Raw genomic sequence first — 22,576 nt, 5'->3', positions numbered from 1 at the left:
CAGGAGTATTTTCGGCAATATGAGACATGCAGGCATCACGGTTGTTTTCGAGATCGGCGCGACACCGCCACCGCGTCTGGACAAGGCGCTGGCCCGCGATGTGCCACAGGATGCCAGCCTCAGCCGCTCGCGGCTGGTCAAGCTGATCGCCGACGGGGCCGTGTCTGTCGATGGAATCGTCGTGGATGATCCTCGCTTTCGCGTGGCCGAGGGTGCCGAGATCGAAATCTCTGTCGCCATGGCCGAAGAAAGCCATATCGGCCCCGAGGATATCTCTCTGGACGTGGTGTTCGAGGATGACGACCTGATCGTCGTCAATAAGCCCGCCGGCATGGTCGTGCATCCCGCACCCGGCACGCCGACCGGAACGCTGGTCAATGCGCTGATCCATCACTGTGGCGACAGCCTGTCCGGTGTCGGTGGCCTGAAACGCCCCGGGATCGTGCACCGGATCGACAAGGACACCAGCGGGCTTCTGGTTGTCGCCAAATCGGATCGCGCGCATCACCACCTGGCCGATCAATTCGCCGCCCATACCGTCGCCCGCCGCTATCTGGCGGTCTGCTATGGCCTGCCCGACCAGAACGATCCGCGCCTCAAGGGGATCAAGGGCACATCCTTCGAGCCGGGGAACATCCTGCGCATCCAGACGCTTCTGGGGCGTCACAGGACCGACCGCCAGCGGCAGGCGGTGTCCTTTACGACGGGGCGCCATGCGGTCACACGCACGCGGATCGTCGAGCCCTTGGGCAACCCGCCCGCCGCCGCCCTGATCGAGTGCTGGCTGGAAACCGGCCGCACCCATCAGATCAGGGTGCATCTGGCCCATTGTGGCCATGCGCTGATCGGTGATCCGGTCTACGGCGGACGGCGCAAGCTGTCGCCTAAGGCCGTGGGGGAAGGGGCCGTGGCGGCGGTGGCGTCTTTCCCTCGTCAGGCGCTGCATGCTGCGACCTTGGGTTTCGTGCATCCGGTTTCGGGCGAAACCCTTGAATTTGCAGCCCCTTTGCCGGACGATCTGCGCGCGCTGCTGCAGGCCCTTGGGGCGCAGGTCTGAAACACACCGGCACATGTGCGTGAGCGCACGGTAATTCGTTTCGCGAAGACTGATCTATCCATTATTGTCGAGTTCAAGAAATCAGCGCGAGTCACTTGAAACGATAGGTGAGCGCTACCATATCCATGTTAAGCCTTATAACATGAGGAGGCACGACAGTGAGTAACTACAAGAATTTGCCAGCCCCTTCACCCGAGGGTGGCCTGAACCGCTACATGCAGGAAATCCGCAAGTTCCCTATGCTGGAACCCGAGGAAGAATACATGCTGGCCAAGCGCTGGGTGGACCATGAGGACACCGAAGCCGCGCACAAGATGGTCACATCGCATCTGCGTCTGGCCGCGAAAATCGCCATGGGCTATCGCGGCTATGGCCTGCCGCAGGCCGAGGTGATTTCCGAGGCCAACGTGGGCCTGATGCAGGCGGTCAAGCGGTTCGACCCCGAAAAGGGCTTCCGTCTGGCGACCTATGCCATGTGGTGGATCCGCGCCTCGATCCAGGAATACATCCTGCGCTCGTGGTCGCTGGTCAAGCTTGGCACCACCTCGGCCCAGAAAAAGCTGTTCTTCAACCTGCGCAAGGCCAAGAACCGGATCGGTGCGCTGGAAGAGGGCGATCTGCGCCCCGAGAACGTCGAACGTATCGCCCACGACCTTGGTGTGACCGAGGATGAGGTGATCTCGATGAACCGGCGCTTGTCGGGCGGCGATGCCTCGCTGAATGCGACGATTTCGCAGGATGGCGAAGGGGCCGCGCAGTGGCAGGACTGGCTGGAAGATGAAAGCGCGAATACCGCCGCCGACTTCGAAGAACACGACGAGCTGGACGCCCGCCGTGCCCTTCTGGCCGAAGCCATGTCGGTGCTGAACGACCGCGAAAAGGACATTCTGATGCAGCGCCGCCTGTCTGACGAAACCGTCACGCTCGAAGATCTCAGCGCGCAATACGATGTCAGCCGCGAACGCATCCGCCAGATCGAAGTGCGCGCCTTCGAAAAGCTGCAAGCCAAGATGCAAAGCCTTGCCCGTGAAAAGGGCATGCTGGCCGACGCCTAAGGTTCCTCAGGGCCGTTACGAGTTTGCCCCGCCGACGTCCTCGGCGGGGCTTTTTTGTGGATCGGTGCAGGTCGGACTTTCCCTCGGGCCGCTGTTGGCGCTAACATCGTTGGCAAAGGGGACATATCCGATGACATCACTGCGCTGGGGCATTCTTGGGGCCTCGAAGTTTGCCCGCACACATATGGGGCCCGCAATTCACGCAGCCCATGGCGCCGAACTGGCGGCTGTCGCCACGTCCGACCCCGTCAAGGCGCAGGGTTTTCAGGCCTTCGCCCCGGCATTGCGGGTCCATGACGGCTACGACGCCCTGCTGGCCGATCCCGCGATCGATGCGGTCTACATTCCCCTGCCGAACCATTTGCACGTCGAATGGTCATTGAAGGCGCTGGATGCGGGCAAGCATGTCTTGTGCGAAAAGCCGATGACTCTTGCGGCCTCGGAATTCGACCGGTTGATCGCCGCACGGGACCAGACGGGCCGGCTGGCGGCCGAGGCCTTCATGATCGTGCATCATCCGCAATTCATCCGCGCGCGCGAACTGGTGCAGGGCGGGGCCATCGGCCCGCTGCGGCATGTCGAGGCGGTGTTCAGCTATTTCAACGATGATGCGGGCAATATCCGCAATCAGGCCGACAAGGGCGGCGGCGGTTTGCGCGATATCGGCGTCTATACCATGGGGGCCGCCCGCTTTGTCAGCGGGGCAGAGCCCGACAAGATCACCCATGCGCGGATCGATCTTACAGGCGGGGTCGATACCTATGCCCAGTTCGCAGCGGATTTCCCCGGCTTCAGCTTTCAAAGCATGGTCTCGACCCGCCTTGCGCCGCGCCAGGCGGTGGTCTTTCACGGCGAGAAAGGGGTGCTGACGCTGACCTGCCCGTTCAATGCGAATGTGGCCGATGTCGCCAAGCTGAGGCTTGAAGCGGGCGACAACACGGTCGTGACCGAACGCTGGCCCGCCGTGAACCACTACGTTTGCCAGGTGGAAAACTTCGGCCGGTCGGTGCAAACCGGGGCCGATTACCCATGCCCGCTTGAATTTTCGCGTGGCACGCAGCACATGATGGATATGGTTTTTGCCGCCGGACGTCCGGCGTGACAGGAGGGGCCAATGGCGAAGGATCAGGACAGCGGTGAGATCGACGTCGAGACCGATCTCGAAAATATCTGGGTGCGCCTGCTGAACGTGGTGATCATCGCGGTCTTGCTCAGCTTTGCCAGCACCATTCTGGGTGTCCTGACCGTGGCGCAATTCCTGATCATGCTGTTCAACAAGCGCCAGCCGAATGACCAACTGGCCGAGATCGGGACGACCATGGGCGTCTGGATGGCCAAGGCCGCGCGCTATCAGACCGGGGCCAGCGAAGTGAAGCCCTGGCCCTGGACCGAGCTGGACTGAAGTCGAGGCCCCGGATCATGTCCGGGGCGCGCGTGGTTCTGTTGCGACCCGTCCCGGGCTTGACCCGGGACCTCTGGCCTAGCCTTCCATCGCTTCCAATTCGTCGATGAAGCCTTCGATCATCGACAGCCCCTTGTCCCAGAACGCAGGGTCGGATGCGTCCAGACCGAAGGGGGCCAGCAGGTCCTTGTGGTGCTTTGACCCGCCTGCGCGCAGCATGTCGAAGTATTTGGCTTTGAAATCCGGATCGCCTTCTTCGTAAACCGCATAGAGCGCGTTTACGAGGCCGTCGCCGAAGGCATAGGCGTAGACGTAGAAGGGTGAATGCACGAAGTGCGGGATGTAGGACCAGAAGGTCTCGTATCCTTCGGCGAAGTCGAACACCGGCCCAAGGCTTTCGGCCTGCACCGACATCCAGAGCGCGTTGATGTCATCGGGGGTCAGTTCGCCTTCGGCGCGGGCGGCGTGCAATTTGCATTCGAAGTCGTAGAACGCGATCTGGCGGACGACGGTGTTGATCATGTCCTCGACCTTGTTGGCCAGCAGCACCTTGCGTTCCTGCGGTGACTTGGCCCCTTCCAGCATCTTGCGGAAGGTCAGCATCTCGCCGAAGACCGATGCGGTTTCGGCCAGCGTCAGCGGGGTGGATGACAAAAGCTCGCCCTGTTCGGCGGCCAGCACCTGATGCACGCCGTGGCCCAATTCGTGGGCCAGGGTCATCACGTCGCGCGGTTTGCCCATGTAATTCAGCATCACGTAAGGATGCACGGGCGTGACCGTGGGATGGGCGAAGGCCCCCGGCGCCTTGCCGGGTTTCACGGGGGCGTCGATCCAGCCATCGGTGAAGAAGGGCTTGGCGATCTCGGCCATCTTGGGATCAAAACCGGCATAGGCATCAAGGACGGTTCTCGTCGCCTCGTCCCAGTTCACGATCCGGTCGCTGTCCATCGGCAGCGGCGCGTTGCGGTCCCAGACCTGCATCTTGTCCAGCCCCAGCCATTTCGCCTTCAGCGCGTAATAGCGATGCGACAGGCGCGGATAGGCGGCGACGACGGCGTTGCGCAGCGCCGCGACCACCTCGGGTTCGACGTGGTTGGACAGGTGGCGGCCCGTCTGCGGGGTCGGCATCTTGCGCCAGCGGTCTTCGATCGCCTTTTCCTTGGCCAGCGTGTTGTGGACCCGGGAGAAGAGCTTGATATTCGCCTTGAAGACCTTTGCCAGCGCATGGGTCGCCGCCTCGCGCACGGCACGGTCCTGCTCGGTCAGCAGGTTCAGCGCGGCCTCTAGGTTCAGGGTCTCGCCATTCACCTCGAATTCCAGCGCGGCCATGGTTTCATCGAAAAGGCGGTTCCAGGCGGCAGCCCCCACGGCGGATTGGTCGTGCAGGAATTTTTCCAGCTCGTCCGACAGTTGATGCGGTTTCATCGCGCGCATGCGGTCGAAAACGGGTTTGTAGCGCGCAAGGTCGGCATTGGCTGCCAGAAGGCCGGCAAGATGGTCGTCGTCCAGCCGGTTGAATTCCAGCCCGTAGAAGACCAGCGGCGTCGTGAAATCGGTGATCTTGTCCTGACAGTCGGCCATGAACTTGGCGCGGTCGTTGTCGGTGGTCCACTGGTAATAGCGCAGGCCCGCGAAGGACATGATCCGGCCCGCGATGATGTCGATGTCCTCGTAGCGCTGGACCGCCTTCAGCAGGCCGCCCGCGTCGAGGTCGGCCAGCTTGCCTTCGTAGTCCGCTGCGAAGGCCGCGCATTCCTTTTCCAGCCACGCCATATCGCGGGTCAGTTCCGGCGCATCGGTTGCGGGATAAAGATCGGTCAGGTCCCATTCGGGCAGCTTGCCAAGGTCCTTGCCACCGCTTTGGGCGCTGGCGTCGAAGACGGGGCGGGGGAGGTTCATCGGTGCACCTTTCACATGTTTCGAAATACATAAGGAGAAGGCAGAGTGTTGAAAACCCCGTCCCGGACCTGATCCGGGACCTTTGGCTGGAAAAGGGGCCCCGGATCAGGTCCGGGGCGCGTCAGCCATAGACGGCCAACATCTGCCGCAAATCATCAAGCGTATTCGCCTCGTCCACCGGTTTGTCCCTGCGCCAGCGCAGCATGCGGGGAAAGCGCAAGGCCACGCCCGACTTGTGGCGCGGGCTTTCCTGAATGCCTTCGAAGGCGATCTCGAAGACATGGGTCGGCGGCACCTGCCGGACGGGGCCGAAGCGTTGCAGGGTGTTCTTGCGGACCCATTGGGTGATCTCGCGGAATTCTGCATCGGTCAGGCCGGAATAGGCCTTGGTGAAAGGCACAAGGTCGGTCCCGTCACGGACCGCGAAAGTATAGTCGGTGAACAGGTTCGCACGCCGCCCGTGGCCCGCCTGCGCATAGATCATCACCGCGTCGATGGTCAGCGGGTCGATCTTCCATTTCCACCAATCGCCGCGCTTGCGCCCCGCAAGATAGGGACTGGACAGCCGTTTGAGCATCAGCCCCTCGGCGTTCACATCGCGGGACTGATCGCGCGCGGCGCCAAGCTCGTCCCATGTGGTGAAAGGCACCGAAGGCGAAAGGCGCAAGGGCGCCTCGGGTGGCACGTCCGCGATCAGCGCCGTCAGCCGGGCGCGGCGGTCTTGCAGGGGCAGGGCGCGGATGTCGGTGCCTTGATGTTCCAGCAGGTCATAGCCCATCAGGATCACCGGCGCCTCGGCCAGCAGTTTCCTGGGCACGGTCTTGCGCCCGATCCGCTTTTGCAGGGCGTTGAAGGACAGGGGCCGGCCACCCGCGAAGGCCAGCACCTCGCCGTCGATCACCGTGCCGTCGGGCAGGTAGTCGCGCAGTTGCGCCAGTTCGGGGAAACGCTCGGTCATCAGCTCCTCGCCCCGCGACCAGAGGTGATGCGCGCCGCCACGGACAATCAACTGGCCACGGATACCGTCCCATTTCCGCTCGGCGTTCCAGTCGGCGGGTGTGCCCAGATCGTCGAAACTGTCCAACTGATAGGCCAGATAGAAGGGGTAAGGTCTGGACAGGTCGGCGGTGGGATCATCCGCCTCGATCAGCCTTTCCCATGTCACCGTATCGGGTGTCCAATTCCCCATCAGCTTGTGTGTCAGTTCCGCCTCGGGCTGGCCTGTCGCCTGTGCCAGCGCGCGGGTGATCAGCTTGGCACTGATGCCGATACGAAAGCCCCCCGTCAGCAGTTTCGTGAAAAGGAACCGTTCCACCTGCGGCAGGCGCGCCCATGCATCGAGGATGCCCGCCTTGCGCTCGGCCTCGTCAAGCGTGGACAGATGGCGCAGATAGCCGATCCATTCCGAAAGCGGCCGGTCCTCGTCCCCGTCACCTGGCGGCAGCACCAGCGCAATGGTTTCTGCCAGATCACCGACGACGCTGTAGCTGTCCTCGAACAGCCAGTCCGGCAGCCCTGCGCGTTCGGCTGCCCATTCCCGCAACCGCGTGGCGGTGATCGTCCGCTTGGGGCGGCGGCCGGTGAAAAGGGCGATGGTCCAGAGTTTGTCTTCCGGGGTCGCAGTCTGAAAGTAGTCGACCAAAGCCGCCGTCTTGACGCTGGTTTTCGTGCTTTCGTCGATGCGGGTGACGAGGGCGGCAAAATCCTTCATGCCTCGGCCTCGTCCGGCTGATCAAAGCCTTCGCCCTGATAATCGGTGCTGACGACATGGGCATCAAAGCCCTGATCGGCCAGCCAGCGCCGGAAGGTGGCGGTATAGCCATGGGTGACGAAGATCTTCTCGGCCCCCGTCGCCCTGATCGCGGTGTTCAACCCCTCCCAATCGGCATGGTCCGAGACGATGAACCCCCGGTCCGCCGCCCGCCTGCGCCGCACCCCGCGCAGGGCCATCCAGCCAGAGGCGAAGGCCGTCGAGGATGGCCCGAACCGCCGTGTCCAGGTGGTGCCCAATGCGCTGGGCGTGGCGAGAACCAGCGCGCCGGGGTGGGTCTTGTGTGTCACCTCCGCTGTCACCCGGATCGTGTCGGGCAGGTTGATCCCTTGTGCGCGCAACACCTCGTTGGTGCTTTCGATCGCGCCATGGGTCAGGATCGGGCCGACGGCGGGATCGACGGTCGCCAGCAACCGTTGCGCCTTGCCCAAGGCATAGGCCCCAAGGATCGACGTCCGCCCTGCCGCCGCATTCGCCGCCCACCAGTCGTTGATTTGCTGCGTCAGCACGTCCTGCGGGGTCCATTTGAAGACGGGCAGGCCGAAGGTGCATTCGGTGATGAAGGCATGGCAGGCGACGGGTTCGAAGGGTTCGGACAGCCCGTCCGCCACCGTCTTGTAGTCACCCGAGACCACCCAGACCTCGCCCGCGACCGCGACCCTGATCTGCGCCGAGCCGGGGACATGGCCCGCCGGATGGAACGACACCGTCGCGTCCCCGATCCGGATCGGCACGCCATAGGGCGTCGTCTCCAACGTGATCTGGCCCAGCCGGTGGCGCATGACCGGTGCGGTGCCTTCCGTCGCCAGATACCGCCCCATCCCGGGCCGCGCATGGTCGCTGTGGCCGTGCGTGATCAGCGCCCGATCGACAGGGCGCCAGGGGTCGATATGAAAATCGCCCGCCGGGCAATAGATCCCGCGATCGGTAAAGGTCAGCACATCCGCCATGACCGAAGTATAGAGCGGTGGTGCCGCGCGCCAATGCCGCATAAGCTGGCGGCGAATTTGCGAAAGGCTTTGACATGGCGCTGACCCCCGACCTGATCAAGCAGACCCATGCGGCCATCGCGCCTGCGACGATGCGGACACCCACGGTGCATGCCGCCCGCCTGTCGTTGCAGCTTGGGTTCGACCTCTATCTCAAGCTGGAAAACCTGCAACACACCAACGCCTTCAAGGCGCGCGGTGCGCTGGCCAAGCTGCTGACGCTGTCTGAGGATGAAAGAAAGGCGGGCGTCATCGCCTGTAGTGCGGGCAACCATGCGCAGGGTCTGGCCTATCATGCCAGCCGCCTTGGGATACCGGCGGTCATCGTGATGCCCGAGGGCACGCCCTTCAACAAGGTCAAGAAGACCAAGGATTTCGGGGCCGAGGTCGTCCTGCATGGCGCGGGATTTGACGAAAGCGTGCAGTTCACCCTCGATCTGGCGGCCGAGCGGGGGCTGACCTTCGTGCATCCCTTCGACGATCCGGTGGTCGTCGCGGGGCAGGGGACCGTGGCGCTCGAGATGCTGGAGGACCAGCCGGACCTTGACGTGATCGTCGTGCCCATCGGCGGCGGCGGGCTGATCGCGGGCATGGCCATGGCGGCAAAGTCGGTCAAGCCCGAGGTGGTGATCATCGGCGCGCAGGCGGCGCATTTCGATGCGGTCAAGGCGCAGTTCGACGGAGGCCCTACGCATTTCGACGGGGCAACGCTGGCCGAAGGCATCGCGGTCAAGGCTCCTTCGGCGGCCAATGTCGCGATCATCAAGGACTGCGTCGACCGGATCGAAACCGCCACCGAGGCGGAAATCGAAGCGGCGATCTTCGATCTTCTCTCACTGGAAAAGATCGTGGCCGAGGGCGCGCCGGGCGCGGGCCTTGCCGTGATCGAAAAACTTGCGCCCGAATTTCAGGGCAAGACCGTCGGGCTGGTGATCTGCGGCGGCAATATCGACTCGCGGCTTTTGTCCACGCTGATCCTGCGCGGGCTGGTGCGCGATGGCCGCATCACCCGCCTGACCTTCGAGATCAGCGACACGCCCGGCCAGCTTGCCAGGATCTCGCATATCATCGGTGAAAAGGGGGCCAATGTGGTCGAGGTCATCCACCAGCGGATGATGCAAAGCGTCTCGCTGAAACAGGCCGAGCTGGAAATCGTGATCGAGGCGCGCGATAAACAACACGTCGCCGAAGTCCTGTCCGAATTGCGCGGGGCCGGTTTCAAGGTCCGCGCCGACAGCGAGATCGCCTAGGCGCTGTGCGCCGCGAAATGGGCGACGGCTTCGGTGATCAACATGTTCCGCACCTCGGGCTTGTCCATCAGCATTTCGTGTTTGCCGCCTTCGATCACGCGCAAGGTCCCGTTGGACCATTTCGCCATGCCGTCCTTGATTCGCTGCGGGCTGACGATCGCCTCGCGGGTGCCGAGATAGGTCAGGCAGGGAACCGCAGGGGCGGGCCGCTTGCTGAGGTCCAGCATCTCGCGCAGTGACAGGTTGACCCAGCGCAGCGAAGGTCCGCCAAGCCCAAGCTCGGGGTGGGCGCGCATTTGCGTCTTGAACACCTCCCACATGTCGGGATCGTTGGTCAGCGTGTTCTTGTCGAAATCCTCGCGCAGGACATAGCTTTCGGTGGACTGCCCCGGTGTCAGGATATTCGCAAAGCCGAATGTCATGCCCAGCGTCGACATGATCCATGCCCCGACGCGCGTGATCGGGGTCATTTCCACGCCCCACATCGGGGCCGAGAACATCGCGGCTTGCACCGGCAGCCCCTGATGCAGCGCCCGCAGGCCGATGCAGCCGCCCATCGAATGGGCGATCAGGAAATAGGGGCGCGGCAGGCCCAGCGCCTCGGCATGGGCGAGGGTCGCCTGCACATCGTGCTGATAGTCCGCAAATCGCCCCACATGGCCGATCATCCGGTCCTTCAGCATCCGGTCGGCGATCCCCTGACCGCGCCAGTCGATGGCAAGGCTGGCGTATCCGTGCTGCTGCAACGCCTTGGCGGTCACGCCGTATTTCTCGACGAACTCGGTCCGGCCCGGAAAGATCAGGACGGTTCCCTTCGCATCGGCAAGGGGCCAGTGGCCCACGCGAATCCGCAGGCCATCAGCCGTCGTCAGCCAGTGTGCCAGCCCCCCGTCGGGACCGCCGGCGATCTCGTGAAACAGGGGGGCCGCTTCCATCGGGCCTAGCCTAGAACGCCGGACAGGCGCATCGCGGCGCCCATGTCGCCGTCAACAGACAGCTTGCCGGTCATGAAAGCGGTCGTCGGGTTCAATTCGCCGTCGAGGATCGCCTTGAAGGTCTCGGTCGAGGCGGTCAGCGTCACGTCTGCATCCTCGTCCCCGGCGCGGGCGCCGCTTTCGTCGATCATGATGCTGCCTTCGCCCTTGATCGCGAATTTGGCGGTGCCGCTGAAACCACCGGCCAGTTTTGCGTTCAGGGCTGCTACGGCTTCGGTCACTACGTCGCTCATTGTCATTCCTTTGCTCAAGTTCGTGAACACGCGCCTCTGGTGCCGGGCGCGCGATGCGCTACAATTGTTGTATGGATATGATGTGTCTTCGCTTCAAATGTGTCGTTGCGGCACTTTGCCTTGCCATGGGGTTTTCGGGCCCCGTCTGGGGGCAGCAAACCGATTTGGACGCCCTTTTTCAAGAGCTGGCGGATGCCGAACCGGCAGATTCGGCGCGGATCGAACGGATGATCCTCGCCGAATGGGAAAAGAGCGGCTCGCCCGCGATGGACCTTTTGTTGCGGCGCGGCAAGGATGCGCTTGAAGACGGGCAGCCTGAGGTGGCGGTCGAGCATTTCTCGGCTCTGGTGGATCACGCCCCGGATTTTGCCGAAGGCTATTACGGGCGGGCCTCGTCCTATTATCTGCTTGGCCTGACCGGTCCCGCGCTGGAGGACATCCAGACCACGCTGCGCCTGAACCCGCGTCACTTTCCGGCGATGACCGGCCTTGCGGTGGTGATGGAAGAACTGGGCCGCACCAATGATGCGCTTGAAATCTACCGGATGATCCTTGATATCCATCCCAACGCGCCCGAGGCGGGCGCAGGCGCGGTACGGCTCGGGATGATCGAGGAAGGTCAGTCGCTTTAGGCGATTGCCCGCAAGGCACGGGAAAGACAGATGGCATCGCGCATCACAGCCGTGCTTGGCCCGACGAATACGGGCAAGACCCATTACGCCATCCAGCGGATGCTGTCCTATCGCACAGGCGTCATCGGCCTGCCGCTGCGGCTGCTTGCGCGCGAGGTCTATGACCGGATCGTCGCCGAACGCGGGCCAAGCGTGGTGGCGCTGATCACCGGCGAGGAACGGATCGTCCCGCCGCGTGCCGCCTATTGGGTCTGCACGGTCGAGGCGATGCCCGAAGGCATGGGCTGCGATTTTCTGGCCGTCGACGAAATCCAGCTTTGCGCCGACCCCGAGCGCGGGCATGTCTTCACCGACCGCCTGCTGCACGCGCGCGGTCTGCACGAGACGCTGTTTCTGGGGGCCGAGACGATGCGCGGGGCCATCGCTTCCATGGTCCCCGAGGCGCAATTTGCGCACCGCGAACGGATGTCGGACCTGACCTACAGCGGATCGAAGAAGCTTAGCCGGATGCCTGCGCGGTCCGCCATCGTCGGCTTTTCGGTGGAAAACGTCTATGCCATCGCGGAACTCTTGCGCCGGACCAAGGGCGGGGCCGCCGTGGTCATGGGCGCGCTGTCGCCGCGGACGCGCAACGCGCAGGTCGAGATGTATCAGAACGGCGATGTCGATTATCTGGTCGCGACCGATGCCATCGGGATGGGGCTGAACCTCGACATCAGCCATGTGGCCTTTTCGTCGCTGACGAAATTCGACGGCTTCCGGATGCGCCACCTGATGCCCGAGGAACTGGGACAGATCGCAGGCCGCGCGGGGCGGCATGTCGAGAACGGCACCTTCGGTGTCACGGGCGAGGCCCCCGACCTGGACGAGGGGCTGGCGCAGGCGATTTGCGAACACCGCTTCCAGCCGGTCAAGAAACTGCAATGGCGCAACAGCGATTTGCGGTTTTCCTCGGTCAAGCGGTTGATCGCCAGTCTGGAAGACAGGACCGACAACCCCTGGCTGACGCGGGTGCGCGAAAGCGACGATCTGGCGGCGCTCAAGGCGCTGGCCGCCGATGCCGAGGTCGCGGCCCGTGCCAGTGACGGGCCCTCGATCAAGCTTTTGTGGGATGTCTGCCGCATCCCCGACTTTCGCGGGATCAGCAAGGGCGAACACGCCAGCCTGCTGACCCATATCTTCAACGATCTGCACCAGTTTGGGCATGTCTCTGCCAATTGGTTCGGGTTGCAGGTGCGCCGGATTGACCGCACCGACGGGGACATCGATACCTTGTCCAAGCGTCTGGCCTATATCCGCACATGGACCTATGTGGCGCAGCGCAAGGGGTGGCTGGTTGACGATTCTCATTGGCGCGACGAGACCCGCGCGGTAGAAGACCGCCTATCGGATGCACTTCATGGTGCATTGACGCAAAGATTTGTGGACCGGCGGACCAGTATCCTGCTCCGGCGGCTCAAACAGAAGGAGAGCCTTTTGGCTGACGTAAACGACAAGGGCGAAGTGACCGTCGAGGGCGAATTCGTCGGGCGGTTGGAAGGGTTCCGCTTCCGCATGGACAAGGCCGGCAGCCCGGACGAGGCCAAGACCCTGCGGCAGGCCTCGGTGCAGGCGCTGGTGCCGCATTTCTCGCTGCTGGCGGATCGCTTCTACAACGCACCCGACCCCGAGATCGACTTTACCGAACAGGGCGGGCTGATGTGGGGCGATGCCGCCATCGGCAAGCTTGTCGCCGGGGCGGACCCCTTCAAGCCGGGGATCGAGGTCTTCGTCGATGACGAGGCGGGCGAGGATGTCGCCGCCAAGGTCAAGCGGCGCCTGCAGCATTTCATCGACCGCAAGGTCGCTGCCGGATTCGAGCCTCTGCTGGCGCTCAGGAACGACGAAACGCTGACCGGTGCGGCCAAGGGCTTTGCCTATCGCATGGCCGAAGGCTTTGGCATCATCCCGCGCGGTGAGATCGCAGACGAGGTCAAGGCGCTCGATCAGGAGGCCCGCGCGGCCCTGCGTAAGCATAGCGTCCGCTTCGGACAGTTCACGATTTTCCAGCCGCCCCTGCTGAAACCCGCGCCGACCCGGCTGCGGCTGGTCTTGTGGTCACTGTCGAAGGGGCTGTCAGAGTTTCCCGAAAGCCCGCCCCCCGGGCTGGTGACGGTGCCTGCGCCCAAGGACAGCATCGCGGGATATTTCGCCATGGCGGGCTACCGTGCGGCAGGCGAACGCGCGATCCGGATCGACATGCTGGAACGTCTGGCGGATATGCTGCGCGACAAGGACAGCCGCGCCGGGTTCGAGGCGAACCCCGACATGCTGTCGATCACCGGCATGACGCTGGAACAATTCGCGGACCTGATGGAGGGTCTCGGCTACAAGGCCGAGCGTGGCGAGCGTGAAAAGGTCAAGCCCGCACCCTCCGCGTCGACGCCAGAGGATGCGCCCGCCGACATCACACCCGAAGTGGTGGAAGCCGCGGTCGCGGATGATGGCGCCACGCCTGTCGCGGATGCGGTGACTTCAGGGCCCGAAACAGAGGTGTTCTTTACCTTCACATGGGGCGGTCGTCCTGCGCGCAAGGACCGTCCGCAAGCGGGCAAGCCGCCGCGCGCCAAGCAAGGCAAGCCCAAGGGCAAGGGCCGTGCGCAGGGCGAGCGCGACAAGCCGCAGAACTTTACCGCCAAGCCCAAGCGGGAAAAGGCGATCGATCCCGACAATCCTTTCGCTGCCGCCCTGGCGGGGTTCAAGAAGGATTGACCGACCCCCGCCCGACGATCCGGCTGGACAAGTGGCTCTGGCATGCGCGGTTTTTCAAATCGCGCAGCCTTGCCGCCGGTGTCGTGTCGGCGGGCAAGGTCAGGGTGGACAGCCGGCCGGTCAGCAAGCCGTCGCGCACCGTCGGTCCGGGGGATGTGCTGACCTTCGTTCAGGCGGACCGGACCCGCGTGGTGCGCATCCTCGATTGCGGCGCAAGGCGCGGCCCGGCGCCGGAAGCGCAGGCGCTTTACGAAGACCTGTCGCCCGCCGTCGAAAAGCAGCCATACAACCCCGGTGGCGACCGCAAGGGACGCCCCACCAAGAAGGACCGGCGGGACATCATGGCGACACGGGGTCACGATGCGCCATTCGACCTTGAATGAGCGGCGGACCTGATCTAGCTAGGCGCTGCGACCAAACGGATGACCCCATGACCTACATCGTCAACGACAACTGCATCGCCTGCAAATACACCGACTGCGTCGAGGTGTGCCCCGTGGATTGTTTCTACGAAGGCGAAAACATGCTGGTGATTCACCCTGACGAATGCATCGACTGCGGTGTATGCGAGCCGGAATGCCCCGCCGATGCGATCCGCCCCGATACCGAGCCCGACATGGAAAAATGGGTCGAGTTCAACCGCAAGTATTCCGAGATGTGGCCGGTGATCATCACCAAGAAGGATCCGCTGCCCACCGCCGAGGAAATGGACGGCAAGGAAGGCAAGCTCTCGCTTTTCTCCGAAGCGCCCGGTGAGGGCGGCTGATTCGAAGTTGTCAGTGGTCAAACCACTGATTTTGTTGGATTAACGATGAAATCGGGCCCGCCTTCCGCAGGGCCCTTTTTTGTGGTATAGTCATACCAATGTTACGAACAATCTGACCGTTTTCTCTTATGACAGTTCCGACGGTGGCCACGGCCCCGCCGGTTTTTTTGTCGTCGGTGTCGCGGTGGTCTGATGAAAGGATGACCATGAACAAGAAGAAACATGCCTTCAGCCCCAATGACTTTGTCGTTTACCCCGCGCATGGGGTCGGCAAGATCGTGTCGATTGAGACGCAGGAAGTCGCCGGATTCGAGCTGGAACTTTTTGTGATCGCCTTCGAGAAGGACAAGATGACCCTGCGCGTGCCGACCCACAAGGCGACCGATGTGGGAATGCGTGCACTGGCGACCCCCGATGTGGTCAGCCACGCCATGAAGACATTGCGCGGCAAGGCCAAGGTCAAGAAGGCCATGTGGTCCCGCCGTGCGCAGGAATACGAGCAGAAGATCAACTCGGGCGACCTGATCGCGATTGCCGAAGTGGTCCGTGACCTGCACCGTCTGGATGACCAGCGCGAGCAAAGCTATTCCGAGCGTCAGCTTTACGAGGCCGCACTGGAGCGGTTGACCCGCGAGATCGCCGCGGTGGCCGGACATGATGAAAACGCCGCTGCGGCCGAAATCGACTCGGTCCTGACAAGCCGCGCCGCTTAAGCGGAGTTCCAGCTAGCGATTAGGCCGCGCCTGTTTCGGGCGCGGCCTTTCTTATCGGATGTGCCGCGTGGTGCGGCCTTGGGTGCCTCCGGCGGGAGTGTCTTGGGAGAAAGAAGCCCTCAGAGCGCCCGCCAGCCGATGTCGGAGCGGTAAAAGCCCTGTGGCCAGTCGATGGTCTGGGCCATGGCATAGGCCCTTTCATGCGCTTCGGCGAGGGTGGTGCCGCGGGCCGTGACATTCAGCACCCGCCCGCCTGCCGCCGTCATCTTGCCGTCCGCCAGCCGGGTGCCTGCATGAAAGACCATGTGGACGCTGTCCTCGGGCAGGCTTTGCAGGCCTTTGATCTCGGTGCCCCTTTCATAGGCGCCCGGATAGCCTTTTGCCGCCATCACGATCGTCAGCGCGTGGTCATCGGCCCAGTTGACCTGCATCTGGTCCAGACGCTCTTCGGCGCAGGCGTGCAGCAGGTCGAGGACCTGTCCGCCCAGCCGCATCATCAGGCACTGGCATTCGGGATCGCCGAAACGGACGTTGTATTCCACAAGGCGGGGTTGCCCGTTCTGGATCATCAGCCCGCAGAAGAGAACGCCCTGAAACGGTGTGCCGCGTTTGGCCATCTCGTCCATCGTGGGGCGGATGATCTCGGCCAGCGCTTTGTGCGTGACGGCCTCGGTCATTACCGGCGCGGGCGAATAGGCGCCCATGCCGCCGGTGTTGGGGCCTGTATCGCCATCGAAGGCGCGCTTGTGATCCTGTGCTGTGCCGACGGGCAGGATGGTCTTTCCGTCACACAGAACGAAGAACGAGGCTTCTTCGCCCTCCATGAAGTCCTCGATCACGACTTCGGCGCCCGCAGCACCGAAGCCGCCGTCGAACATCTCGTCGATGGCGGATAGTGCCTCTGCCTCGGTCATGGCGACGATCACGCCCTTGCCGGCGGCCAGCCCGTCGGCCTTGACCACGATCGGTGCGCCTTGTGCCTTGATATAGGCGCGGGCGGCCTCGGCATCGGTGAAATGCCCATAGGCTGCCGTGGGGGCGCCGGCGGCATCGCAGACCGCCTTGGTGAAGGACTTCGAGGCTTCGAGTTGCGCCGCCGCGGCACTGGGCCCGAAGACCAGCAATCCGGCGGCGCGCAGGGTATCGGCCAGACCTGCGGCCAGCGGGGCCTCGGGGCCGATGATCACGAAGTCGATGGTGTTCTCTTCGGCGAATGTCGCCACGACGCCGCCGTCGAGGATGTCGATATCGGCGCAATCGGCGATTTCGGCAATGCCCGCATTGCCGGGTGCGACGATCAGGCGGTCGCATTTCGGGTTCTGCTTGATGGCCCATGCAAGGCTGTGTTCGCGCCCGCCGCTGCCCAAGATCAGTATATTCATCGCCACCACCCATGCTGCCGGACGTCTCGCGCCTTCTAAGGCCGCCGCCCCATGATCACAACCCGCCGCAGACTTGGCCTGCCGTGCTGCTTGGTCTAGGGTTGCGCATGGGAAGCCTGCGAGCGAAGAGCACCGCGATGAAGCCGATGAAAACCGACAGGCGCCTGTGGCACCGGCTGGAGGGTTACAGTTTTCACGAACGCCCCCTGACGCGGTCGCTGGTCGACCGGCTGGTTGCGGAAACCGGCCATCCCGTGGATGTCTGCTACACGCTGGTCGAGGAATACCGCCGCTTCATGTATCTGGCCGGCAGTTCGTCCGAAAGCCTTTCGCCCTCGCCGATTGTCGATATGGTCTGGCGGATGCATGCCGAGGATGAAAACGCCTATTACAACGACTTTTGCCCGCGCATCCTTGGCCGCACGATCTACCCGCCCGACGTCCAAATGGCCTCGGTGCCCTTGCAGGAAGACCCCGATTACGTGCGCACGCTTGAATATTATGCCGAAGAATTCGGACGGCCGCAGGTGCAGTTCTGGCCCGATCCCGACTATGCGCTGGAACGGCTGGCGCAATCCGTCTTCTGGATCGTCAGCCTGTCCGCCTTTGCCCTTGCGCTGGTCTTTCAGTCGCTGGTCTTTGCGGGGTTCGGAACGCTTGTCGTTCTGCTGACCCTGTTTCTGCGCTGGCGGCTGTCGTCGCTGCCGCTGATCAACCGTTCCGCAACAGGAAAGTAATCCATGGATCTGTTCGAAGACGGCCCTGCCGACAATGCACCGGAGTTTTCGGTTTCCGAGCTGTCGGGGGCCGTCAAGAAGGCGATCGAGGACGGCTTTGGCTATGTCCGTGTGCGCGGCGAGGTCGGGCGCGTGTCCCTGCCGCGCTCGGGGCATGTTTATCTCGATCTCAAGGACGACCGCGCGGTCCTGTCTGCGGTGATCTGGAAGGGGCGCGCGCAGGCACTGGCACACCAGCCCGAAGAGGGGATGGAGGTGATCGCGACCGGCAAGCTGACGACCTTTCCGGGGCAGTCGAAATACCAGATGGTGATCGAGGATATCGCCCCCGCCGGTGCGGGTGCCCTGATGGCGATGCTGGAAAAGCGCAAGGCGCAACTGGCCGCCGAGGGGCTATTCGCGCCGGAACGCAAGAAGGCGCTGCCCTTTCTGCCTGAAATCATCGGCGTCGTGACCTCGCCTTCGGGTGCGGTGATCCGCGATATCCTGCACCGCCTGCGCGACCGGTTTCCGCGCAAGGTGCTGGTCTGGCCGGTGGCGGTGCAGGGTGCGAAATGTGCGCCCGAAGTGGCCGCTGCGATCCGTGGTTTCAATGCGATGACGCCCGGAGGCGCCTTGCCACGACCTGATTTGCTGATCGTCGCGCGCGGCGGCGGGTCGCTGGAGGATCTCTGGGGCTTCAACGAGGAAATCGTCGCCCGCGCGGCTGCCGCGTCCGATATCCCGCTGATCTCGGCTGTCGGGCACGAGACCGATACCACGCTGATCGACTTTGCCGCAGATGTCCGGGCACCGACCCCGACCGCCGCAGCGGAACTTGCCGTGCCTGTGCGGATGGAGCTTCTGGCATGGGCTGGCCAGCAGGGCGCGCGGCTTTCCCGTGCCCTGACCACGGCATTGGGTCAGCGCCAGCAACGGCTGCGCGATCTTGCCCGCGCCTTGCCGCAGGTCGAAAGCCTTGTCGAAGGCCCGCGCCAAAGGCTTGATTTCCTGTCGGAACGTCTGCCCGCCGCGCTGCGCAGCGCCGCTGCGCAAAAGCGTCTGCAGATGTCCGAAGCCGCCCTGCGCCCCGGCATCCTGACCCGCCGTCTGGCCGAGGACCGGCGGCGGCTGGAGGCGCTGTCCTCACGTCTGGTGCCTGCACTTGAACGGCGGACTACCGACGCCAGGCGCAGCCTGACCCAGACCGTGCGGGGGCTGCGGCCCGATGCGCTGGATCACCGTCTGGAACGGCAGGCAGAACGGCTGGATGTCGTCCTACGCCGCCTTTCCGACCGCGCAAGCCGCCAGCAAAGCGAGCGTCGCGCGCGGCTGGTCGCCCTGGACAGGTTGCGCGAGACGCTGGGCTACCGCGAGACGCTGAAGCGCGGCTATGCCGTCGTGCGTGGTGACGGTGGGATCGTCACGGGCAAGCAGGCCGCCGCAAAGGCCGCAGCGCTGGAAATCGAGTTCACCGATGGCAAGCTGACCGTCAGCGCCGACCGGCAGGGCAACCTGCTTTAGGACGACAGATCGTTGCAGATCAGCGGGTCTTCGCGCCCCAGCAATTCATAGATCACAGTCGTATTCGGGCGGGTGGTGAATTCGCCCCGCATCCCCTGCGGCGTGTCGTAGATCGCCCAGCACTTGTGCTCGGGGTCGCCCTCGTAACGAAAGCAGATGTCGCCCTTGCTTTCGAACCACACGCCGTAAAGGCAGGTGCCATCGAAGACAGACCAGATCACGCGGCGGCCGGGCAGGTAACGCTCGACCCCGAAGAGGTCCAGAAAGTCGGTCCGGAAGGTGATGGTGCGGTCGGTGACATAGGCCTCGAATTCCTCGGCGGTCATCCGGTCCTCGGCGAAGGCGGGGGCAGCAAGGGTCAGCAGGATCAGGAATTTACGCATTGCGCCACCTGTCGACACGCGGGTCCATGATCTTGCGCCAAAGCGGCGGCACCAGCGCGATGCTTGCCATCAGCGGCAGCGGGCGCGGCAACATGGGGGCATCGTCAGGGATCGTCAGTTCGGGGTAGGGGCGCGCCGGATGCGCGTGATGATCCGAGTGGCGCGTGGCGTTCAGCAGCAGTGCGGATGAAAACCAGTGCGGGCTGTTCCAGCTGTGCTTTGCGCCGACAGGCTCGGGTTTGCCGCGCGCATCAAGCGCCCGCGTCAGGCCGTAGTGCTGCACATAGTCCGACATCAAAAGCTGCGACTGCGCATAGGCGCAAAGCCCAAGATAGGCGACCAGCCCGCCAAGCCCGCCGATCATCGCCGACGCGGTCACACAAAGCCCCGCCCCGCCCAGATAGATCACGTAAGGATTGCGCCAAGCCGGACGGCCGATGCGCGCAAGCCGATCTTTCTCGGCGCGATACCCTGCGCGGAAGGAACCCACCCAAGCCCGCAGAATATAGCGGTAAAGCCCTTCGCCCTTGCGCGAGGTATTGGGGTCCGCCCTTGTGCCCACATGCCGGTGATGCACCAGCACATGCGCCGAGGTGTGATGCCCGAACAGCAGCGTGATATAGGCCCACATCCCCAGCCGGTGCAGGGTCTTGCCGCCACGGTGGATCAGCTCATGCGCATTGGCGTTGCTGACCTGCCCCAGCCAGAGGCCTGCGGCAAAAAACAACCCTGCCTTTTCCAGCGGTTCCAGATGCTCGCCCGCCAGACCCCAGACGGTCAGCGGGATCAGCGCGAAATGCACCAGCGCGATCAGGGCGGACAGCAGGTCGTGCAGGCCCGCCTCGCCTGCCGCGCTTTCGTGTTTGATCAACCGGTCCAGCAGGCTGGTCATCGCGGTCAGATAGATCACCGCCGCCAGCACCCAAAGCCCGCCCCAGAACGCCCCGCCCGCAATCAGCGCGGCGGGGGTCAGTGTGGCAATCCCGAAGAGAAGAATGGCAGCGGTCATGTTTCGGATAGTTAGCATGCGTTTCGTCCTTGTTGAGCGGAAAACGCATCCGCGCGCGGTTTGGTCGCCTCTGGTGTCGTTTTTGCGTGGTTCAGCGACGGCGCTCGGGGTATTTTGACCGCGACAAGGAAGGATCGGCGCAATGGCATTGGACAACCGTGACGGCGTTTGGAAATCGGGCAAGGGCAAGGGGCGGCACCGTCCCAAGGGTCGCCAGCTTGATGATCAGGCCTGGACCGAGGTGCGCGCACTGCTTGGCGACCGTCCGCGCAGGCGGGATCTGCTGATCGAGTATCTGCATCTCGTTCAGGACCGTTACGGCCACCTCTCCGCCGCCCATCTGCGGGCGCTGGCCGAAGAGATGCGCCTGAGCCAGGCCGAGGTCTATGAGGTGGCGACCTTCTATGCGCATTTCGACGTGGTGAAGGAAGGCGAAACCCCGCCCCCTGCGCTGACGATCCGCATCTGCGATTCGCTGTCGTGCGAACTGGCGGGGGCGCAGCAGTTGAAGGCGGCGCTGGAGGATGGGTTGGACCCCGCCGTGGTGCGTGTGGTCCGCGCGCCCTGCATGGGGCGCTGCGATACCGCGCCGGTGCTGGAACTGGGCCACAACCACATCGACCATGCGACGCTCGCCAAGGTCGAAGCCGCGATTGCCGCCGGTGATACCCATGCGCATCTGCCCGAATATCAGACCTTTGACGCCTATGTCGCCGATGGCGGCTATCTGCAACTGAAGGCGCTGCGCGAGGCTGGCGACTGGGAAGCGGTGCAGGACAAGGTGCTTGCCTCGGGTCTGCGCGGTCTGGGCGGGGCCGGCTTCCCCGCGGGGAAGAAATGGGGCTTTGTGCGCGGCAACCCCGGCCCGCGCTATCTGGCCGTCAACGGTGACGAGGGCGAGCCCGGCACATTCAAGGACCGCTTCTATCTGGAACGCACGCCGCATCTTTTCCTCGAAGGAATGCTGATCGCCGCCTGGGCGGTCGAGGCCGAGACCTGTTTCATCTACATGCGCGACGAATATCCCGCCGTTCTGCACATCCTGCGCCGCGAGATCAGGGCGCTGGAAGAGGCAGGCATCGTCGCCGAAGGCTATATCGACCTGCGCCGCGGGGCGGGGGCCTATATCTGCGGCGAGGAATCCGCGATGATCGAAAGCATCGAAGGCAAGCGCGGGATGCCGCGTCACCGGCCGCCTTTCGTCGCACAGGTCGGCATCTTTGACCGCCCGACACTGGTGCACAACGTGGAAACCCTGCTTTGGGTGGCGCGGGTGGTCCGCGAGGGGCCAGAGGTGCTGAACGCCACCGAAAAGAACGGCCGCAAGGGGCTGCGGTCCTATTCTGTCTCGGGCCGTGTGGCCAGGCCGGGGGTCTACCTTCTGCCTGCCGGTTCGACGATCACTGACATCATCGACGCTGCTGGCGGCATGGCCGCGGGCCATGTGTTCAAGGCTTATCAGCCCGGTGGGCCGTCCTCAGGCCTGTTACCTGCGACGATCAACGACGTGCCGCTGGATTTCGACACGTTGCAGCCCTTGGGCACCTTCATTGGATCGGCTGCGGTCGTCGTCTTGTCTGACAAGGACAGCGCACGGGCCGCCGCCCTGAACATGCTGCGCTTTTTCGAGGATGAAAGCTGCGGCCAGTGCACGCCCTGCCGCGTCGGCTGCCAGAAGGCGGTGAAGCTGATGCAGGCCGATACATGGGATCAGGGGCTGCTGGCCGAGCTCTGCACGGCGATGGCCGATGCCTCGATCTGCGGGCTGGGGCAGGCGGCGCCCAACCCGATCAAGCTGGTGATGCAGCACTTCCCCGACGAAATCTGAACGGTGGCGGCCCGCGGTTGCGGGCCATCCCCCTTTGCATCTGCGCGGGCTTGCGCTTAGGTGAGGCCAAGACAAGTCGAAAGGCCCCCGCTGATGTCGTTTTTCAAGAAGCTGAAAGACCGGATGTTCAAATCCTCGTCGAAGATCGACGAGGGGCTGGACGCCATCGTGCAGGACGGCGGCGAGCCAGAGGACCTTGCAGGGCAAGTGCTTGCGCGGGC

At 63.8% G+C, this 22,576-nt stretch carries 21 protein-coding genes; 13 read left to right on the top strand and 8 right to left on the bottom strand.

Translation table 11 applies throughout. The annotated features are described in order from the left end of the window. Nucleotides 1–19 precede the first annotated feature (19 nt). The 4 genes from V7N12_RS06930 (at nucleotide 20) to V7N12_RS06915 (ending at nucleotide 3,514) form a co-directional block, all read left to right on the top strand. Nucleotides 20–1,057: an RluA family pseudouridine synthase gene (locus V7N12_RS06930; RefSeq protein WP_333713628.1), complete on the top strand. Its 1,038-nt coding sequence runs from the start codon at nucleotides 20–22 to the stop codon at nucleotides 1,055–1,057. Nucleotides 1,058–1,215: 158 nt separating this feature from the next. After that, nucleotides 1,216–2,112 carry an RNA polymerase sigma factor RpoH gene (rpoH, locus tag V7N12_RS06925; RefSeq protein WP_333713626.1) on the top strand — a complete coding sequence of 299 codons (897 nt, stop codon included), beginning with the start codon at nucleotides 1,216–1,218 and terminating at the stop codon, nucleotides 2,110–2,112. Nucleotides 2,113–2,242: 130 nt separating this feature from the next. Continuing rightward, nucleotides 2,243–3,214, top strand: a complete 972-nt coding sequence (locus V7N12_RS06920; protein ID WP_333713625.1) for a Gfo/Idh/MocA family protein — start codon at nucleotides 2,243–2,245, stop codon at nucleotides 3,212–3,214. A gap of 12 nt (nucleotides 3,215–3,226) precedes the next feature. Then, nucleotides 3,227–3,514 (top strand): DUF4389 domain-containing protein, encoded by a 288-nt coding sequence (locus V7N12_RS06915; protein WP_333713624.1) that lies wholly within the window; start codon nucleotides 3,227–3,229, stop codon nucleotides 3,512–3,514. A gap of 78 nt (nucleotides 3,515–3,592) precedes the next feature. Here V7N12_RS06915 and V7N12_RS06910 read toward each other — a convergent pair whose 3' ends face one another. The 3 genes from V7N12_RS06910 to V7N12_RS06900 all read right to left on the bottom strand — a co-directional run bounded on the left by V7N12_RS06910 (nucleotide 3,593) and on the right by V7N12_RS06900 (nucleotide 8,134). Beyond that, nucleotides 3,593–5,413 carry a M3 family oligoendopeptidase gene (locus tag V7N12_RS06910; protein WP_333713623.1) on the bottom strand — a complete coding sequence of 607 codons (1,821 nt, stop codon included), beginning with the start codon at nucleotides 5,411–5,413 and terminating at the stop codon, nucleotides 3,593–3,595. 121 nt (nucleotides 5,414–5,534) lie between these two features. Then, on the bottom strand, nucleotides 5,535–7,124 hold the full coding sequence (locus V7N12_RS06905) for an ATP-dependent DNA ligase (protein ID WP_333713622.1): 1,590 nt from the start codon (nucleotides 7,122–7,124) through the stop codon (nucleotides 5,535–5,537). Next, nucleotides 7,121–8,134 carry a ligase-associated DNA damage response exonuclease gene (locus tag V7N12_RS06900; protein ID WP_333713648.1) on the bottom strand — a complete coding sequence of 338 codons (1,014 nt, stop codon included), beginning with the start codon at nucleotides 8,132–8,134 and terminating at the stop codon, nucleotides 7,121–7,123. The genes V7N12_RS06905 and V7N12_RS06900 overlap by 4 nt, the downstream gene beginning before the upstream one ends. A 74-nt stretch (nucleotides 8,135–8,208) precedes the next feature. On the opposite strand from V7N12_RS06900, the gene V7N12_RS06895 reads away from it, so the two are divergent. Beyond that, nucleotides 8,209–9,423 (top strand): threonine ammonia-lyase, encoded by a 1,215-nt coding sequence (locus V7N12_RS06895; protein ID WP_333713620.1) that lies wholly within the window; start codon nucleotides 8,209–8,211, stop codon nucleotides 9,421–9,423. Here the strand turns inward: V7N12_RS06895 and V7N12_RS06890 are convergent. Next, nucleotides 9,420–10,358, bottom strand: a complete 939-nt coding sequence (locus V7N12_RS06890) for an alpha/beta hydrolase (protein WP_333713618.1) — start codon at nucleotides 10,356–10,358, stop codon at nucleotides 9,420–9,422. The genes V7N12_RS06895 and V7N12_RS06890 overlap by 4 nt on opposite strands. A 5-nt stretch (nucleotides 10,359–10,363) precedes the next feature. Continuing rightward, a complete protein-coding gene (locus V7N12_RS06885) occupies nucleotides 10,364–10,651 on the bottom strand; it encodes an SCP2 sterol-binding domain-containing protein (protein WP_333713617.1) in 288 nt (95 codons plus the stop codon). 164 nt (nucleotides 10,652–10,815) lie between these two features. Between V7N12_RS06885 and V7N12_RS06880 the strand changes: the two genes are divergently transcribed. From V7N12_RS06880 to V7N12_RS06860, 5 genes are all read left to right on the top strand, one after another. Beyond that, on the top strand, nucleotides 10,816–11,283 hold the full coding sequence (locus tag V7N12_RS06880) for a tetratricopeptide repeat protein (protein WP_333713616.1): 468 nt from the start codon (nucleotides 10,816–10,818) through the stop codon (nucleotides 11,281–11,283). Between the two features lie 30 nt (nucleotides 11,284–11,313). Beyond that, entirely contained in the window at nucleotides 11,314–14,034 is a 2,721-nt protein-coding gene (locus V7N12_RS06875; RefSeq protein WP_333713615.1) for a helicase-related protein, read from the top strand. After that, nucleotides 14,031–14,417 (top strand): RNA-binding S4 domain-containing protein, encoded by a 387-nt coding sequence (locus tag V7N12_RS06870; protein ID WP_333713613.1) that lies wholly within the window; start codon nucleotides 14,031–14,033, stop codon nucleotides 14,415–14,417. Before V7N12_RS06875 ends, V7N12_RS06870 begins: the two co-directional genes overlap by 4 nt. A gap of 47 nt (nucleotides 14,418–14,464) precedes the next feature. Then, nucleotides 14,465–14,800, top strand: a complete 336-nt coding sequence (gene fdxA, locus V7N12_RS06865) for a ferredoxin FdxA (RefSeq protein ID WP_333713611.1) — start codon at nucleotides 14,465–14,467, stop codon at nucleotides 14,798–14,800. 200 nt (nucleotides 14,801–15,000) lie between these two features. After that, complete coding sequence (locus tag V7N12_RS06860) at nucleotides 15,001–15,513, top strand: CarD family transcriptional regulator (protein WP_333713610.1); 513 nt, start codon at nucleotides 15,001–15,003, stop codon at nucleotides 15,511–15,513. Nucleotides 15,514–15,632: 119 nt separating this feature from the next. Here the strand turns inward: V7N12_RS06860 and purD are convergent, their stop codons facing one another. Then, nucleotides 15,633–16,895, bottom strand: a complete 1,263-nt coding sequence (purD, locus tag V7N12_RS06855) for a phosphoribosylamine--glycine ligase (RefSeq protein WP_333713609.1) — start codon at nucleotides 16,893–16,895, stop codon at nucleotides 15,633–15,635. Between the two features lie 137 nt (nucleotides 16,896–17,032). On the opposite strand from purD, the gene V7N12_RS06850 reads away from it, so the two are divergent. Together V7N12_RS06850 and xseA are read left to right on the top strand one after the other, a co-directional pair. Continuing rightward, entirely contained in the window at nucleotides 17,033–17,632 is a 600-nt protein-coding gene (locus V7N12_RS06850) for a hypothetical protein (protein ID WP_333713608.1), read from the top strand. Nucleotides 17,633–17,635: 3 nt separating this feature from the next. Continuing rightward, nucleotides 17,636–19,135, top strand: coding sequence for an exodeoxyribonuclease VII large subunit (gene xseA / locus V7N12_RS06845; RefSeq protein WP_333713607.1), 1,500 nt, complete (start codon nucleotides 17,636–17,638; stop codon nucleotides 19,133–19,135). Here the strand turns inward: xseA and V7N12_RS06840 are convergent. Together V7N12_RS06840 and V7N12_RS06835 are read right to left on the bottom strand one after the other, a co-directional pair. Further along, complete coding sequence (locus V7N12_RS06840) at nucleotides 19,132–19,518, bottom strand: hypothetical protein (RefSeq protein WP_333713606.1); 387 nt, start codon at nucleotides 19,516–19,518, stop codon at nucleotides 19,132–19,134. The genes xseA and V7N12_RS06840 overlap by 4 nt on opposite strands. Next, complete coding sequence (locus V7N12_RS06835) at nucleotides 19,511–20,545, bottom strand: alkane 1-monooxygenase (RefSeq protein WP_333713604.1); 1,035 nt, start codon at nucleotides 20,543–20,545, stop codon at nucleotides 19,511–19,513. Before V7N12_RS06835 ends, V7N12_RS06840 begins: the two co-directional genes overlap by 8 nt. A gap of 124 nt (nucleotides 20,546–20,669) precedes the next feature. Here V7N12_RS06835 and V7N12_RS06830 point away from each other — a divergent pair, with 124 nt between their 5' ends. Continuing rightward, complete coding sequence (locus V7N12_RS06830; protein ID WP_333713602.1) at nucleotides 20,670–22,355, top strand: NAD(P)H-dependent oxidoreductase subunit E; 1,686 nt, start codon at nucleotides 20,670–20,672, stop codon at nucleotides 22,353–22,355. Nucleotides 22,356–22,576 lie beyond the last annotated feature (221 nt).

It is taken from the genome of Yoonia sp. (genome assembly GCF_036770585.1).
Taxonomy (GTDB): domain Bacteria; phylum Pseudomonadota; class Alphaproteobacteria; order Rhodobacterales; family Rhodobacteraceae; genus Yoonia.
Note: the sequence above shows the minus strand (reverse complement) of the source record. Positions and strands in the feature narration are given on the sequence as shown.